Source organism: Streptomyces albireticuli, assembly GCF_021228125.1.
Lineage (GTDB): Bacteria > Actinomycetota > Actinomycetes > Streptomycetales > Streptomycetaceae > Streptomyces > Streptomyces albireticuli.
The window spans coordinates 358967-375717 of sequence record NZ_JAJQQS010000006.1; the positions used below are offsets into that span (position 1 = coordinate 358967).

The following is a 16751-nucleotide window of genomic DNA, read 5'->3' on the forward strand; positions in this document are numbered from 1 at the left end:
GACCCGTGCGGTGTCACCGGTCGGCGGAGGAGCCGGATTCCGGCTCCTCCGCGGGCTCCTCGGCCGGCTTCGACGGCGTGGCCGTCCACGCCGCGCAGAACAGCGTCAGCTTCGCCGTGAAGTTGATCCACAGCAGCAGCGCGATCGGGGTGCCGAACGCCCCGTACATGCTCTTCGCGGCGACCCCCTGGAGATAGCCGCTGAGCAGCAGTTTCAGCAGCTCGAAGCCGACCGCGCCGATCAGCGCCCCGACCACGAGCCGGCGGCGCGGCGGCAGGACGCCGGGCAGCCGGGACAGGACGTAGAGCATCAGGAGGAAGTCGGCGAGGACGGCGATGCAGAAGCCCGCCGCCGTCAGCAGCCCGCCGACGCCGTCCAGGCCGGTCCGGTCGACGACCCAGCCGACGGCCGCGGTGGCGAACGCCGAGCAGCCGAAGGAGAGCAGGGCGACCCCGCCGAGGCCCAGCAGCACCGCCCCGTCCTTGAGCTTGAGGAGGACCGGGTTGCCGGGGCTCTCCTCCTTCTCCCAGACGGCGCGCAGACACTCGCGCAGGGAGCCGATCCAGCCGAGGCCGGTGAAGAGCAGCAGGGCGCCGGCGACGACCCCGACGGTGCCGGCGTTGTCGACGAGTCCGCTGAGGTCGAGCTGGCCGGAGATGCCCGGCACCTGCTCGGCGAGCTTCTGCTCCAGCTCGTGCATCTGCTGCTTGCTCAAGACCGCCGCACCGATCGCCGCACCCACCGTGACCAGCGGAAACAGCGAAAGGAAGCTGGTGAAGGTGATCGCGGCGGCCAGCCGGGTCCACTTCACCCGGTCCAGGGTCTCGTACGAGCGCCACAGGTGGGTGCGCATCAGCCGGGCGATCACGGGCCCGATCCCCGGCAGCCGGGTCAGCCATTCCATGGTCAACACCTACCATCCACGGGCCCTCGCGAGCGCCTACGGGCAGGTGTACGCCTACCCGGCGGGGCGCCGGGCACGCGGATGACCAGGGGCTACCGGGAGGCGGCGGGCGGGCGCGTGGCGCCCGGCTGGCGCGGGACGGCGGACGCGGCGTCGCCGTCCTCGCCGTCGGCGAAGGGGTACTCGCGCTCCAGCCGCCACACGCCGTCGGCGCCCTGCTCGTAGAGGGCGAAGCCGTTGATCGTCCAGGCGGCCTCGAACTCCGAGAGCTCCTCGAACGCCCGGTCCATGGCCTCCTCGGCGATGCCGTGGGCGATGGTGACGTGCGGGTGGTACGGGAACTGGAGCTCGCGGGCGACGGGCCCGGAGGCGTCCCGGACGCGCTTCTGGAGCCAGGCGCAGGAGGAGGCGCCCTCGACCACGTTGACGTAGACCACGGGCGAGAGCGGGCGGAAGGTGCCGGTCCCGGACAGGCGCATCCGGAACGGGCGGCCGAGCGCCGCGACCCCGGCGAGGTGCTCCTCGATGGCGGGCAGCGACGAGGCGTCCACCTCGGTGGGCGGCAGGAGGGTGACGTGCGTGGGGATGCCGTGCGCGTGCGGGTCGCCGAAGCCCTCGCGGCGCTTCTGGAGGAAGCTGCCGTAAGGCTCCGGGACCGCGATCGAAACGCCGAGCGTTACGGTCCCCACTGCGTTCTCCCTCCTGTGCGCCTGTAAGTCCCCGTGGCCAGTGTGACGGCTGTGCCACACCTGGTGCCAGGTCCGCTGGTCCCGTGCGCGCGGGGCCGTCGGTCCCGCGCGCCCGCGCCGGTACGTCCTGTCAGTGCTTGGCGGGCAGGAAGCCCACCTTCTCGTACGCCTGTGCGAGGGTCTCGGCGGCGACCGCGCGGGCCTTCTCGGCGCCCTTGGCGAGGACGGCGTCCAGCGTCTCCGGGTCGTCCAGGTACTCCTGCGTACGGGCGCGGAAGGGGGTCACCCAGTCCACCATGACCTCGGCGAGGTCGGTCTTGAGCGCACCGTAGCCCTTGCCCTCGTACTTCTGCTCCAGATCCGCGATTGTCGTGCCGGTCAGCGTGGCGTAGATGGTGAGCAGATTGCTGACGCCCGGCTTCTCCTCGGCGTCGAAGCGGATCACGGTGTCCGTGTCCGTGACGGCGCTCTTGATCTTCTTGGCGGAGACCTTGGGCTCGTCGAGGAGGTTGATCAGGCCCTTCGCGGTCGACGCCGACTTGCTCATCTTCGCCGAGGGGTCCTGGAGGTCGTAGATCTTCGCGGTCTCGCGCACGATGTGCGGCGCGGGGACCGTGAAGGTGTCGCCGAAGCGGGTGTTGAAGCGCTCGGCGAGGTCACGGGTGAGCTCGATGTGCTGACGCTGGTCCTCACCCACCGGAACCGCGTTCGCCTGGTAGAGCAGGATGTCGGCGACCTGGAGGATCGGATAGGTGAACAGGCCCACCGTGGTCTGGTTGGCGCCGTGCTTGGCCGACTTGTCCTTGAACTGCGTCATCCGCGACGCCTCGCCGAAGCCCGTCAGGCAGTTCATCACCCAGCCGAGCTGGGCGTGCTCGGGCACGTGGCTCTGCACGAAGAGGGTGCAGCGGTCCGGGTCCAGGCCCGCGGCCAGCAGCTGGGCCACGGCGGTGCGGGTGTTGGCGCGGAGCTCCGCCGGGTCCTGCGGCACGGTGATCGCGTGCAGGTCGACGACCATGTAGAAGGCGTCGTGGGTCTCCTGGAGCGCGACGTACTGCCGGACGGCACCGAGGTAGTTCCCGAGGTGGAACGAGCCTGCGGTGGGCTGGATACCTGAAAGAGCGCGCGGACGATCAAGGGCCATGCGCACATTCTCTCAGGTGCCGCGACGGACTCGGTCCGGCGGTGCGGGCGAGGTAGTAGAAAGCTCGGTAACAGCATGCCCGTACAGCGAACGGAGCACACGGTGACATCCACGGAACGCAGCATCGCCGCCGCCGAGGCCCACAGCGCCCACAACTACCATCCGTTGCCGGTCGTCGTCGCCTACGCGGAGGGCGCGTGGATGACCGATGTGGAGGGCCGTCGCTATCTCGACATGCTGGCCGGATACTCGGCGCTCAACTTCGGGCACGGCAACCGCCGGCTGATCAACGCCGCCAAGGCGCAGCTCGATCGGGTGACCCTCACCTCGCGCGCTTTCTACCACGACCGCTTCGCGGAGTTCTGCGCGGAGCTCGCCGCGCTGTGCGGCAAGGACATGGTGCTGCCGATGAACACCGGCGCGGAGGCCGTCGAGACGGCCGTCAAGACCGCCCGGAAGTGGGGCTACCGCGTCAAGGGCGTACCGGACGGCCGGGCGAAGATCATCGTGGCCGGAAACAACTTCCACGGCCGCACCACCACGATCATCAGCTTCTCGACGGACGAGGAGGCGCGCGCGGACTACGGCCCGTACACCCCGGGCTTCGAGATCGTCCCGTACGGCGACCTCGCCGCGCTGGAGGCCGCCGTGGACGAGGACACCGTGGCGGTGCTGCTGGAACCCATCCAGGGCGAGGCGGGGGTGCTCGTACCGCCGCCCGGCTATCTGCCGGGCGTACGGCGGCTGACGGCCGAGCGCGGGGTGCTGTTCATCGCCGACGAGATCCAGTCCGGCCTGGGCCGCACCGGCCGGACCTTCGCCTGCGACCACGAGGACGTCGTCCCCGACATGTACGTCCTCGGCAAGGCGCTCGGCGGCGGTGTGGTCCCCGTATCGGCCGTGGTGGCCTCCGCCGACGTCCTCGGGGTGTACCGCCCCGGCGAACACGGCTCGACGTTCGGCGGGAACCCGCTCGCGTGCGCGGTGGCCCTGGAGGTCGTGGCGATGCTGCGGTCCGGCGAGTTCCAGCAGCGGGCGACGGAGCTCGGCGAGCACCTGCACCAGGAGCTGGGCCTGCTGGTGGGCGGCGGCGCGGTGGAGGCGGTGCGCGGGCGCGGCCTGTGGGCCGGGGTCGACATCGCCCCGGCGAAGGGCACCGGGCGGCAGATCTCGGAGCGGCTGATGGACCGGCGGGTGCTGGTCAAGGACACGCACGGCTCGACGATCCGGATCGCGCCGCCGCTGGTGATCAGCAAGGAGGACCTGGACTGGGGGCTGGATCAGCTGCGGGCGGTGCTGGCCTGAGGGGTTCGAGGCCGGGGGTGGTGACGGGTGCGGGGTGATGCCGCCGCGCGGGGCCTTTTCCCCACCCCGCCCCTTCCCGAACCGGGGCTGACGCCCCGGACCCCGGTCCTCAAACGCCGGCCGGGCTGATTTCAGCCCGGCCGGCGTTTGAGGCCACCGCGCGGAGCGCGGAAAAGGGGGCCCGGGGGCTTGCCCCCGGTTTCGGGAAGGGGCGGGTAGGGGAAAAGCCCGCTCACAACGGCGAGGCCCCGCCCCCCCCCGTGAAGGGAGAGGCGGGGCCGCACCGTACAAACCCGACCGGCAGGTCAGAAGCGGCGCGTGATCAGCGCCCGCTTCACCTCCTGGATCGCCTTCGTGACCTCGATGCCACGCGGGCACGCGTCCGTGCAGTTGAACGTCGTGCGGCAGCGCCACACACCGTCCTTGTCGTTCAGGATCTCCAGCCGCTGCTCACCGGCCTCGTCACGCGAGTCGAAGATGAAGCGGTGGGCGTTGACGATGGCCGCCGGGCCGAAGTACTGGCCGTCGTTCCAGAACACCGGGCAGGACGACGTGCACGCGGCGCACAGGATGCACTTGGTGGTGTCGTCGAACCGCTCGCGGTCCTCGGCCGACTGCAGGCGCTCACGCGTCGGCTCGTTCCCCTTGGTGATGAGGAACGGCATGACGTCGCGGTACGCCTGGAAGAACGGCTCCATGTCGACCACGAGGTCCTTCAGGACCGTGAGGCCCTTGATGGGCTCGACCGTGATCGGCTTGGACGGGTTGATGTCCTTGATCAGCGTCTTGCACGCCAGGCGGTTCTTACCGTTGATGCGCATCGCGTCGGAGCCGCAGATGCCGTGCGCGCAGGAGCGCCGGAAGGTCAGCGTCCCGTCGTGGTCCCACTTGATCTTGTGGAGGCCGTCGAGGACCCGCTCCTTGGGGTCGATCTCCAGCTGGAAGTCCTGCCAGGTCGCCTGGTCCGAGATCTCCGGGTTGAACCGGCGGACCCGGAAGGTGACCGTGATCAGGTGCGCGGGGGCCTCGGACTCGGCCGAGGCCGCGCTCTTCTCGAGCGTCGGGGTGCTCATCAGTACTTACGCTCCATCGGCTGGTAGCGGGTCTGGACGACCGGCTTGTAGTCGAGGCGGATCGAGTCCGTGCCGTCCGCGTCGACCTCGCGGTACGCCATGGTGTGCCGCATGAAGTTGACGTCGTCGCGGTTGGGGTAGTCCTCGCGGTAGTGACCGCCGCGGGACTCCTTGCGCGCCAGCGCGGACACGGCCATGACCTCGGCCAGGTCGAGCAGGTTGCCCAGCTCGATGGCCTCCAGCAGGTCGGTGTTGAACCGCTTGCCCTTGTCCTGCACGGAGACGTTCTTGTAGCGCTCGCGCAGCTCGGCGATCTTCTCGACGGCCGTCTTGATCGTCTGCTCGGTGCGGAAGACCATGACGTTGGCGTCCATGGTCTCCTGGAGCTCCTTGCGGAGGTCGGCGACCCGCTCCTTGCCCGTGGAGTTGCGCAGCCGCTCGACCTGGTCGGCGACGAGCTGCGCCGGGTTCTCCGGCAGCTCGACGTAGTCGGCCTTGGCGGAGTACTCGGCGGCCGCGATGCCGGCCCGCTTGCCGAAGACGTTGATGTCCAGCAGCGAGTTGGTGCCGAGGCGGTTGGCGCCGTGCACGGAGACACAGGCGACCTCGCCGGCCGCGTACAGGCCGGGGACGACGGTGTCGTTGTCGGCCAGGACCTCACCCGCGACGTTGGTCGGGATGCCGCCCATGGCGTAGTGCGCGGTGGGCTGGATCGGGATCGGGTCCGTGTAGGGCTCGATGCCCAGGTACGTACGCGCGAACTCGGTGATGTCCGGGAGCTTGGCGTCGAGCTGCTCCGGCGGCAGGTGCGTGAGGTCGAGGTAGACGTGGTCGCCCTCGGGACCGCAGCCGCGGCCCTCGCGGATCTCCGTGTAGATGGAGCGCGAGACGACGTCACGGGACGCGAGGTCCTTCATGACCGGCGCGTACTTCTCCATGAAGCGCTCGCCGTCCTTGTTGCGGAGGATGCCGCCCTCACCACGGGCGCCCTCCGTCAGCAGGATGCCCATGCGCCAGATGCCCGTCGGGTGGAACTGGAAGAACTCCATGTCCTCCAGCGGCAGGCCGCGGCGGTAGCAGGCCGCCTGGCCGTCACCCGTGAGGGTGTGCGCGTTGGAGGTCACCTTGAAGAACTTGCCGGTGCCGCCGGAGGCGTAGATGACGGCCTTCGCCTGGAAGACGTGGATCTCGCCGGTGGCGAGCTCGTAGGCCACCACGCCGGCCGACTTCTTGACGCCGTCGACCTCGGTGATCAGCTGGTCCAGGACGTAGAACTCGTTGAAGAACTCCACGCCCTCCTTGACGCAGTTCTGGTACAGCGTCTGGAGGATCATGTGGCCGGTGCGGTCCGCGGCGTAGCAGGACCGGCGGACCGGGGCCTCGCCGTGGTTACGGCTGTGACCGCCGAAGCGGCGCTGGTCGATGGTGCCGTTCGGGGTGCGGTTGAACGGCAGGCCCATCTTCTCGAGGTCGAGGACCGCGTCGATGGCCTCCTTCGCCAGGATCTCGGCGGCGTCCTGGTCGACCAGGTAGTCGCCGCCCTTGATCGTGTCGAAGGTGTGCCACTCCCAGTTGTCCTCCTCCACGTTGGCCAGCGCGGCGGCCATGCCGCCCTGCGCGGCGCCCGTGTGGGAGCGGGTGGGGTAGAGCTTGGTCAGCACCGCGGTGCGGCTGCGCTTGGTCGACTCGATGGCCGCGCGCATGCCGGCGCCACCGGCGCCGACGATGACGGTGTCGTACTTGTGGATCTGCATGGTCTCGTCAGCCCCGGGCTCTAGCGGATGTTCGGGTCGAAGGTGAAGATCACCAGCGTGCCCAGCAGGACGGTGAACACCGTGGCCGCGTACAGCAGGTTCTTCAGCCAGAAGCGGGTCTTGGGCCGCTCCGCGTAGTCGTTGATGACCGTGCGCAGGCCGTTGGCGCCGTGCAGCATGGCGAGCCACAGCATGACCAGGTCCCAGGCCTGCCAGAACGGCGAGGCCCAGCGGCCCGCCACGAAGGCGAAGCCGATCTTGCTCACGCCGCCGTCGAGGACCAGCTGGATGAGCAGGTGGCCCAGGACCAGGACGACCAGGACGACGCCGGACAGCCGCATGAACAGCCAGCCGTACAGCTCGAAGTTGGTGCGGGTGCTCTTGGGCGTCTTCTTGGTGCGGGCCCGGGGCGGCGCGATGACCGGCGCCGGGTTGTCCACGTCGTACAGCGACACGGTCTCGGTCGCGGGGGTGGTGGTCTCAGCGGACATCTCGCGTCAGCTCCCGAACAGCGTGCGCAGCGTGTGCTGGAGCACGGGGTAGAAGGCGCCGGCCATCAGCACGAGCCAGATGGTGACAACGGACCACAGCATCTGCTTCTGGTAGCGGGCACCCTTGGACCAGAAGTCCACCGCGATGACACGCAGACCATTGAGGGCGTGGAAGAGGATGGCGGCGACGAGGCCGTACTCCATCACGTTGACGAGGGGCGTCTTGTACGTCGCGACGACCTCGTCGTACGCCTCGGGCGAGACGCGGACGAGGGCGGTGTCAAGGACGTGCACGAACAGGAAGAAGAAGATGAGGACGCCGGTGACTCGATGAGCCACCCAGGACCACATGCCTTCCCGGCCGCGGTACAGCGTTCCAGCCGGCACGGAAAACCCTCCGGGAGCGGGGATCAGAGCCTGCCGGCTTCACTGTCAGCGGGCCCGGCCGGGTACGGTCCACCGGCCCTGGCCATCGTAGCGACGCGTTGTCGGTTCGGGTTCACGGGGTCGTCAGGTGTGATCAAACAGGCACGTACGGACCAGTGGCATACCCGGCGATCAGGGCCTTCCGGGGGTGCGGGATGTCCGGTCTACCCCGTCTGTCCTGCGGTTTCGTGTGATGGGACCGTTATGTGACGTGCTGCTGCCAGGTGGCTCGGTGGGTGTCGCGGGGGGTGTCGCGGCTCCGTGCGCACGGGGTGTCGGAGGCCAGCCGGGCGAGCCGTCCCAGGGCCAGCCGGGTGAGCTCGGCGTGGGTGGTGGCGGCCTCCTCGTGCGGCGCGCGGGTGAGGCGGACGCGGAGCGCGGCGAGCAGATGGGTGACGGTCCCGTCGGGGGGCAGGCCGTCCAGGCAGGCCAGGAAAACATGGCCGAATCTGTGCTCATAGGCGGCCTGGGCCTGCCGGAGGACGGCGTGGACCGGCCGGTGGAGGTCTGTCCCCTCGGCGGGCAGGTGGGGACCGCTCTCGTCGGCGAGCGCCTCGGCCAGGCCGGCCGGGGGCAGGGCGTGGAAGGTCCGCTCCGCCGCGCCGAGCAGGGTGCGCAGATCGGGGTACGGGCGGTGGTCCGCGAGGTGGTGGGCCCACTGGCGGCTGCCGCAGCAGGCCAGGAGGGCGGCTTCGGCGGCGCCCGGCGACGCGGAGTTGAGGCGGTCGAGGCCGTGCCGGTCGAGGCTGTGCCGGTCGGGTCCGTGCAGCGTGGTCTCCTCGGGAGAGGGGGCGCGGCGGAGGCTCGGCGACCGGGCCCGGGCGGGGCCCGGATATGACTCGGCTGTGGTGCGGACGGGGTGGACGGCACGGGTGGGACGGCCCGGCCGAGGTGGCCGACGGCACCCGCGCGGCGTTCGCGGGGCACCCGTCCGTCATCCGTTCCGAGATCCGTTCCGTGCATCCGTGTGCCGCCCGCGGAACTGGGTCTTCCGGTCGAGGAGCTGAGCCGCTACGGTGACGACGATTCTCGGCCACGGTCCGATGCGCTGTCCGACGGACGCGCGAATTTCATTCGGACGAGGCCCGTTTCGGGCGCGTGGTGGACACCTAGTCAGGCAAAGGGCAATACCTTCAGCCCATATATGCCCTATATAGGAGGTTCTGCTCCATGGGACTGCCTGCCGGCCTCGCCAGGACCACCCGGTTCAACCGGTTCAACCGGCTCCACCGGATCGCACGGCTCGCCCGGATCGCCCGGGCCGCGGCCCCGCGCGGCGCCGTGGCCGCCGCCGCGCTGCTGGCCACCGTGACCCTCGTGGGCTGCCCGCGCGAATCCGCCACCCGGCCGGCCCAGGACGACTCCCGCTCGCCCGGGGCGTCCCAGCCGGTCACCCCGTCCAGCGCCCCGCCCTCCGCCACCTCCCGCGCGCCCGTCCCGGCGGGCGTCCCCCGTACCGTCCCCGGCCCGCGCTCCGCCACCTCCGTGCCCGGCCCCGGCTGGCGGCCCGCCGCCGGAGCCCGGGTCGTCACCGACCCCGAGGGCCCGCTCGCCGACGAGGCCCGGCTGCTGGCCGTCGAGCTCAAGATGACCGCCGCCGGGACCCCCGCCCGCCCCGGCGACATCGAGCTCGCCCTGCGCCCCGGCCAGAGCGGCGGCGACGAGGCGTACGAACTGACCGCCGACGACCACAAGGTCCTCGTCACCTCGGCGGGTGAGGCCGGAGTGTTCTACGGCACGCGCACCCTCGCACAGGCCGTGCGCTCCGGCGGCGGGCTCCCCGAAGGCGTCGTGCGCGACGCCCCCGACCGCGGCCAGCGCGGCCTCAACCTGGACATCGCCCGCAAGCACTTCACCGCCGAATGGATCGAGGCCCGGATCCGTGAGCTGGCGGACCTCAAGCTCAACCAGCTCGGCCTGCACTTCTCCGACGACCAGGGCTTCCGCATCGAGAGCGAGTCGCACCCCGAGATCGTCTCGCCCCAGCACCTCACCAAGGCCGAGGTCCGCCGCATCGTCGCCCTCGCCGACTCCCTGCACATCACCGTCGTCCCCGAGATCGACTCACCCGGCCACCTCGGCGCCGTCATCAAGGCCCACCCCGGCCTCCAGCTCAAGGACGCCTCCGGCACCGCCGCCCGGGGCGCGGTCGACATCGCGAACCCCGAGGCCGCCCGCATCGTCGACGACCTGCTGCGCGAGTACGCGCCGCTGTTCCCCGGGGCGTACTTCCACCTCGGCGCCGACGAGTACCGCGCGCTGATGGCCAAGGACCCCGAGGCCTCCTACCCGCGCCTGGCCCAGCTCGCCCGGCAGCGCTACGGCGACCGGGGCCGCGTCCAGGACCTCGCCACGGCCTGGCTCAACGACCGGGCGGGGGTGGTGCGCGGCCTCGGCAAGAAGCCCAAGGCGTGGAACGACGGGTTCTTCACCGGCGGCGTCGTGAGCGCCGACAAGGACATCGAGGTCGAATACTGGACGGGCAAGGAGCTCGGCGCCCGCGACCCGCAGGAGTACCTGAACGAGGGACGCCGCGTCGTCAACCTCAACGACGAGTACCTCTATTACGTCCTCGGCGAGCCCAACCAGTTCCGCTACCCCACCGGCGAGCGGATCTACCGGCAGTGGTCACCCGCCGTCCTGCGCGGCACCACGGCCGCCCCGCAGGACCTCACCGGCCCGGACCGCGTCACCGGCGGCAGGCTCGCCGTCTGGTGCGACTTCCCCGACGCCCAGACCCCGCAGCAGGTCGCCGACGGCATCCGGCTGCCGCTCGCCGCCGTCGCCCAGCGGCTGTGGGACCCCCGCCCGCCCACCATGCCCTGGAAGGAATTCTCGGCCCTCGCGGGGCGGGTGGCCCCCTGAGGGGCTTAGCGTTCGGGGTTGAACCATGCGAGCGCCCCCGTCGTCGCATATGCGGAAGGCAACACTCAGGTCATACTCGGGGTCGCTCACGCATCTCTCCACGGCGGGGTGCGCGCAGGCGTACCCCCCGCATCCGTAACGAGGGCCCGATGAAGATCGAATTCCTGCTTCACAACGCGTACGGCATCGGCGGCACCATCCGCTCCACCGTCAACCTCGCAGCCGCCCTCGCGGACCGGCACGAGGTGCGGATCGTCAGCGTCAACCGCCCCGTGGACGAGCCCGAGCTCACCCTCGACCCCCGGGTCCGGCTGACCCCGCTGGTCGACCTCCGCGAGGGTGCCGAGACCGACGAGTACGCCACGCCCCTCAACCAGCGGCCGAGCGAGATCTTCCGCGACGAGCGCATCGACAACGGCCGCATGGCCGCCACGGCCCTCACCGACGAACGCGTGGCCGCCCACCTCGCCGCCACCGACGCCGACGTCGTCATCGCCACCCGCCCCAAGCTCATCGGCTACCTCGCGAAGTACGGCTCCGACCGCTACCTCCGCCTCGGCCAGGAGCACCTCACCCACGAGGCGCACGTCCCCGAGCTGCACGCCGTGATGGACCCCGCGATCGCCGCGCTCGACGCCTTCGCCACCGTCTCCGAAGCGGACGCCGGGCACTACCGGGAGGCCCTCCCCGACGCCCGCGCCCGCATCCTCTCCATCCCCAACGCCGTCCCGGCCCCCGCCGCCGAACCCTCCGACGGCACCTCGAACACGATCGTCTCCGCCGGCCGGCTCGTCGCCGTCAAGCGCTACGACCGCCTGATCGCCGCCTTCGCGAAGATCGCCGGCGAGCGCCCCGACTGGAACCTGCGGATCTACGGCCGCGGCCCCGCCAAGGCCAAGCTCCGCAAGCAGATCGAGGAACTCGGCCTCTACGAGCGGATCACCCTCATGGGAGCCCGCTCGCCCATCGAGACCGAGTGGTCCAAGGGCGCGGTCGCCGCCGTCGCCTCCGACGCCGAGTCCTTCGGCATGACCATCGTCGAGGCCATGCACGCCGGCCTCCCGGTCGTCGCCACCGACTGCCCCTACGGCCCGCGCGAGATCCTCACCGACGGCACCGACGGCGTGCTCGTCCCGCTGGACGACGCGGACGCCGTCGACGCCTACGCCGCCGCGCTCCTGGAGATCACCGGCGACCCCGCCCTGCGCGACCGCCTCGGCAAGGCCGCCCGCGAGACCGCCCTCCGCTACGCCCCGGCCCGGATCGCCGACCGCTACGAGGAACTCTTCGAGGAACTGCGGCCCGGCTCCACGGCCCCCGCCCCCGAGAAGAAGAAGAAGGGCCTCCTGCGCGGCCTCTTCGGCGGCGGCCGCGCCAAGTCCGCCCCCACCGCCGCCGCACCGGGGCCCGAGACCGTCGCCCACCCCGAGGCCCGCTGCACCGTCGCCGCCGACGGCACCCTCACCGTCCGGCTGCGCGCCGACCAGCTCACCGCAGCCGACACCCACGTGCTGCTGCGGCAGCGGGGCGCCAAGGGCAAGGAGCGCGCCTCCGTCCAGGCCCCGCTCGCCGGCGGCCGCGAGCCCGGCGCCTGGGTCGAGGCGCGGTTCGGAACCGAGCCCCTGGCCGAGGGCCGCTGGGACACCTACGCCGAGCGCCCCGGCGACAAGACCCGCCGCCGGCTGACCGCCGCGCTCGTCGAGCAGAAGGCCCTGCTGAACCGCCCCCTCGCGGTGACGCCGGACGGCGCAGCCGCCCGCGTCCCGTACACCACCAGCGACGGCTTCCTCGCGGTGCGCGCCTGGCTGCGCCCCGAGCACGCCGAGGTCACCGAGGTGCGTGTCGGTGAGGAAGGCGTCACGCTCACCCTCACCGCCCACGGCACCGCCTTCGGTGAGGGCGCCGAGATCATCGCCCGGCTGCGCGGCGGCGACGGCTCGGTGGGCGACGTCCGCGCGCCCCTGACGGACGGTTCCGGCCGGCTGCCGTACGAGCCGATGGCACGGCGTGTGAAGCCGGAGGACGAGCAGGACCTGTGGGACCTGTGGGTGCGCCCGGCGGCCGGGGCGGCGCTGGTGCGCGCGGGCCGGATCGCGGGCGACTTCGCCGACCGCAAGGGCGTCGACACCTTCCCGGCGGCGAAGCGCGGGGAGGTGCGGCTGCGCCCGTACTTCACGGTGACCAACGATCTGACGATCACGGTCAAGGACGTGGAGCCGAAGGAGGGGGCGGGGGAGGCATGAGGGCGGGGGAGGCATGAGGGTGGCGGCGGTGTGAGCCTTACGGCCGCGTGAGCTTTACGAGGGCGTGAGTCTTACGGCCGCGTGAACCTTACGGGGTGGGTCCGGTGGCTCGGGCCTTACGGCGACCGTTTCGGCTCACGGCGACCTTCGGGCCCGACGAGCCGAGGTGAGGGCGCACGGCCGGGCGCGGACCGGATGCCGCGCGCCGGACGGAGGACGGCCGGGGCCGCCACCCCCCACAGGAGAGGCCCCGGCCGCCGTCCGGTGCGAACCCTGGTGGGGTCCGCATCTTGTACAGCGCCAAGGGCCGCGAATCCGTCACACTGTCATACCGCCGTGGTCGGGTCTCTTCTGGACGAGGCCGGGCACATGGCCGTAACGTGCGGGGTCCGCGCTCGTCGGAGCGTGTCTCTCTCGTCTGTTCTCGTCTGTCCCAGTGGCCGGGGAACCGGGGAAAACCGGCAATGACGACCACAGCCCCAGGGGGTCCGAAGATGTGTCCGTGCGGTCAGACGTCCCCACGGTGGGTGGCGGCGGCCGGTGTGCCGTCCCGCGCCGCCGGGTATCGGCCAGTCGAACCCGGCCCCGTAGCCGGTGACACCCGGGCGCAGAATCCTTACGGCGTCGGGCCCGCGGGCTGCTGAGTCGCGGATTCTCGGAGTGGGGCAGGATGAGGGCGTGCAGGGGGACGACGCTGAGCTGACGGCCGCGGTGCGCGCGGCGCAGAGCGGGGACGAGACGGCATTCCGTACGGTCTACCGTGCTGTGCACCCCCGCCTGCTCGGCTACGTCCGCACGCTCGTCGGCGACCCGGACGCGGAGGACGTGGCCTCCGAGGCGTGGCTCCAGATCGCGCGCGACCTGGAGCGGTTCACCGGTGACGCGGACCGGTTCCGCGGCTGGGCCGCGCGGATCGCGCGCAACCGCGCGCTCGACCACATACGGATGCGGGGCCGGCGCCCGGCCATCGGCGGCGACGAGAGCGAACTCGCGGCCCGGCCCGCCGACGCGGACACCGCGGGCGAGGCCCTGGAGTCCCTCGGCACGGACCGCACCCTCGCGCTCATAGCCCAGCTCCCTCAGGACCAGGCGGAGGCCGTCGTGCTGCGTGTCGTCGTCGGCCTCGACGCGAAGAGCGCGGCCGGCGTGCTCGGCAAGCGGCCGGGGGCGGTCCGCACCGCCGCCCACCGCGGCCTGCGGCGGCTGGCCGAGCTGGTCACGGCGGCCGACGCGCTCCCCGCGCAGCGGCGGCCCTCTTCGACGCCCCCGACGTCACACACCGGAGCGAATGCTTCTGCCGGTGTGACGCAATTGCGTGCGCGGACGCAGAAGGACATGTGATGGCGGACGACCACCGGTACGACTGGTTGGAAGACTGGCTGGACGACGACGCCGTGGAACGGCTCCTGAGCGCCCCGGCCGGCGCCGAGCGCACGGCGGACGCGCCGACCCCGCCGACTTCGGAGACCCGGCCGAGGCCGGGTACGCCCGCGGCGCCGGGCACGTCCGGGACCAAGGGCATGCGAGCGGACGCGGAAGCCCCGGGGACGCCGGGCGCGCGGTCGGGCTCGGACGTGTCGGACGGCTCGGGCGCGTGGATGGGCGCTGATGCCTCGGCGGGCTCGGGCGCGTGGATGGACGCCGACGCCTCGGCGGTTTCGGACGCGCGGTCGGACTTCGGCGTGCCTGCCGACGTGGGTATGCGTGTCGAGCCGGGCATGCCTGCCGACGTGGGCATGCCTGTCGACCCGGGTATGCCCGCGGGCCCGGGCACGCCCGACGGCCGCGGAGCGCCGGACGGCCCGGGCGCCGGGGTGACCTCGGGCAGGCGCCCGGCGCCGGGCGCGGTGCCGACTCCGGGCATGCCCGCGACCCCGCGTCCCCGGCCGGTTCCGCCGGAGGCGGCGGCCCTGCTCGCGGCTCTGCGTTCCCTGACCCCGCCCCCCGCGGCCCCCGGCCGCCCGCTGCCCGGCGAGGAAGCGGCGGTGGCGGCCTTCCGCGCCGCCCGCGCCGCGGCCGCGCCGAAGCCGGTGACAGGGGTCGGACACACGGCCGGAGCGGCCTCCTTCGGGGCCGCGCCGATGAGTTCGGCGGAGAGACCTACGCGCGTCGACGTGGCGGGGACGGACGCGTCCGGGGCCACGCCGACGCACGGTTCCGGCGCTGCCGGTGCGGTGACGCCTGGTGCTGGGTCGCTCGGGGCCGTGACGCCTGGTGCTGGGTCGCCCGGGTCTGTGACGCCTGGCGCTGGGTCGCCCGGGTCTGTGACGCCCCGGTCCGTGACGCCCGGGTCTGTGACGCCCGGGTCTGTGACGCCCGGGTCTGTGACGCCCGGGTCCGTGACGCCCGGCTCCGGCGCCGCGGGTTTCGAAGCCGTCGGATCCGGCACTGTCCGTTCCGGCGCCGTCCGTTCCGATTCCGTCCGTCCAGGCGCTGTCCGCTCCGACGTCGCGGACTCCGGCGACTCCGGTTCCGGCCCCGACGGTTCTGACGCTTCTGACGCTTCTGACGGTTCCGACATCTCCGGCGGCGACCACGCCCCCGTCGTCGCGATCGGCGTCGGCCGCCGGCGGCGGCTCGGCAGGCGCTGGCGGCCCGTCGAGGTCGGCGTGGCGATGGCGCTCGCCGGCTGCGCCCTCGGAGGCGTCGCGGTGGCCGCCGGTACGGGCGTCCTCCCGGCACCCTTCAAGCGGTCGAGCGGCGAACCGGCGGCGGGCGCGAGCGTGTCCGCCCTGGAGAACGGCGGCGCGGGCACCACGGAGCCCGGTGCCCCGGGATCCACCCCGTCGCGCGGCGAGGACGGCGGCCCGCGTGAGAGCGGCCGCCCGTCGGCCTCCGCCACGCCCGGCGCCGAGACGGGCGCCGGACACGGCGGCGGCAGGAACGCCGGGCCCGGCGCGTCCCCTTCGGAGACACCGCGCCACCACGACGGCGGCACCCGCGAGGACCGCGACGGCGACGGCCGTGACGGCGACCGGAACGACGACCGCGACGACCGTAAGGACGACGGCAAGGAAACCGACGCCGGTAAGAACGCCACCACCCTGGCCGCCCGCCTGTGCCGCGACTACCTGGCGGCCCAGCAGCGCCGCGGTGACGCTGTCGATGAGAACGACATCCGCACGCTGGAGCGTTCGGCGGGCGCCGGCGCGGCGGCGATCCGCAAGTACTGCGAGAAGCTCCTGGACGGCGGGGGCGGCCTGGGCGGGCTGCGGAACCTTCCGGCGAAGGGTGGCGTGACGGGTACGGCGTCCGGGCTCGGGGGTGCGCCGCAGGCGCCGGTGTTGCCGCTGCCGTTGCCGGTTCCGGGTGTGCCGGTGGGTGCGGGCGGTTCGGAGGCGCGGGGCACGTAGGGGTGGTGCCGCTGCGCGGGGCTTTGTCCCCGGCCCCGCCCCTTCCCGCTGCATCCGATGTGCGGCTCCGCCGCGTGGCGGGGGCAAGCCCCCGGGCCCCCTTTTCCGCGCTCCGCGCGGTGGGCCTCAAGTGCCGGCCAGGCTGAACTCGGCCCGGCCGGCACTTGAGGACCGGGGCCCGGGGAGCTCCCCGCCCCCCTCGGGCCTTCGGGCAGGACAGCCCGCCCCTGGTGCAGCGGAAGGTCAACCTCGGACAGGGCGCAATCCAGCCTGCGGAGAGCCGACCTCATGCAGGAGCGAAATCCAGCCCGGCCGGCGTTTGAGGCCACCGCGCGGCAGCGCGGAACCGGGGCCCGGGGCGGAGCCCCGGTTACGGGAAGGGGCGGGTAGGGGACAAAGCCCCGCGCAGCGGCACCCGCACCGCACCCCGCCGCCACACCCCCCGTGACATTTTCACGACGCCCGGCGCTGTAAGAAGTGAGCCGACTGGTCATCGGCCGCGCA

General features: G+C 72.4%; 13 protein-coding genes. 5 read left to right on the forward strand and 8 right to left on the reverse strand.

Annotated features, from left to right (window positions below):
- Positions 1–13: 13 nt before the first annotated feature.
- From LUZ64_RS14520 to trpS, 3 genes are all read right to left on the reverse strand, one after another.
- Positions 14–904, reverse strand: a complete 891-nt coding sequence (locus LUZ64_RS14520; RefSeq protein WP_095583137.1) for a YihY/virulence factor BrkB family protein — start codon at positions 902–904, stop codon at positions 14–16.
- A 92-nt stretch (positions 905–996) separates the two neighbouring features.
- Positions 997–1593, reverse strand: a complete 597-nt coding sequence (locus tag LUZ64_RS14525) for a 2'-5' RNA ligase family protein (protein WP_095583138.1) — start codon at positions 1591–1593, stop codon at positions 997–999.
- A gap of 130 nt (positions 1594–1723) precedes the next feature.
- Complete coding sequence (gene trpS, locus LUZ64_RS14530) at positions 1724–2737, reverse strand: tryptophan--tRNA ligase (protein ID WP_095583139.1); 1014 nt, start codon at positions 2735–2737, stop codon at positions 1724–1726.
- A 75-nt stretch (positions 2738–2812) separates the two neighbouring features.
- On the opposite strand from trpS, the gene rocD reads away from it, so the two are divergent.
- Complete coding sequence (gene rocD / locus LUZ64_RS14535; RefSeq protein WP_211305104.1) at positions 2813–4042, forward strand: ornithine--oxo-acid transaminase; 1230 nt, start codon at positions 2813–2815, stop codon at positions 4040–4042.
- A gap of 305 nt (positions 4043–4347) precedes the next feature.
- On the opposite strand, the gene LUZ64_RS14540 is transcribed toward rocD, so the two are convergent.
- The 5 genes from LUZ64_RS14540 to LUZ64_RS14560 form a co-directional block, all read right to left on the reverse strand.
- Positions 4348–5115, reverse strand: a complete 768-nt coding sequence (locus tag LUZ64_RS14540) for a succinate dehydrogenase iron-sulfur subunit (RefSeq protein WP_087926630.1) — start codon at positions 5113–5115, stop codon at positions 4348–4350.
- Complete coding sequence (sdhA, locus tag LUZ64_RS14545) at positions 5115–6869, reverse strand: succinate dehydrogenase flavoprotein subunit (protein ID WP_095583141.1); 1755 nt, start codon at positions 6867–6869, stop codon at positions 5115–5117. The genes LUZ64_RS14540 and sdhA overlap by 1 nt, the downstream gene beginning before the upstream one ends.
- Positions 6870–6889: 20 nt before the next feature.
- Positions 6890–7360, reverse strand: a complete 471-nt coding sequence (locus tag LUZ64_RS14550) for a succinate dehydrogenase hydrophobic membrane anchor subunit (protein WP_095583142.1) — start codon at positions 7358–7360, stop codon at positions 6890–6892.
- A 6-nt stretch (positions 7361–7366) separates the two neighbouring features.
- On the reverse strand, positions 7367–7747 hold the full coding sequence (sdhC, locus tag LUZ64_RS14555) for a succinate dehydrogenase, cytochrome b556 subunit (protein WP_087926627.1): 381 nt from the start codon (positions 7745–7747) through the stop codon (positions 7367–7369).
- 241 nt (positions 7748–7988) lie between these two features.
- Positions 7989–8555, reverse strand: a complete 567-nt coding sequence (locus LUZ64_RS14560) for a 2-oxo-4-hydroxy-4-carboxy-5-ureidoimidazoline decarboxylase (RefSeq protein WP_095583150.1) — start codon at positions 8553–8555, stop codon at positions 7989–7991.
- 401 nt (positions 8556–8956) lie between these two features.
- Between LUZ64_RS14560 and LUZ64_RS14565 the strand changes: the two genes are divergently transcribed.
- From LUZ64_RS14565 to LUZ64_RS14580, 4 genes are all read left to right on the forward strand, one after another.
- On the forward strand, positions 8957–10651 hold the full coding sequence (locus tag LUZ64_RS14565) for a beta-N-acetylhexosaminidase (protein ID WP_095583143.1): 1695 nt from the start codon (positions 8957–8959) through the stop codon (positions 10649–10651).
- Between the two features lie 149 nt (positions 10652–10800).
- On the forward strand, positions 10801–12894 hold the full coding sequence (locus tag LUZ64_RS14570; protein WP_095583144.1) for a glycosyltransferase: 2094 nt from the start codon (positions 10801–10803) through the stop codon (positions 12892–12894).
- Between the two features lie 678 nt (positions 12895–13572).
- Positions 13573–14235, forward strand: coding sequence for an RNA polymerase sigma factor (locus tag LUZ64_RS14575; RefSeq protein WP_095583145.1), 663 nt, complete (start codon positions 13573–13575; stop codon positions 14233–14235).
- Positions 14236–15233: 998 nt separating this feature from the next.
- A complete protein-coding gene (locus tag LUZ64_RS14580; RefSeq protein WP_095583146.1) occupies positions 15234–16247 on the forward strand; it encodes a hypothetical protein in 1014 nt (337 codons plus the stop codon).
- The last annotated feature ends 504 nt before the right edge of the window (positions 16248–16751 follow it).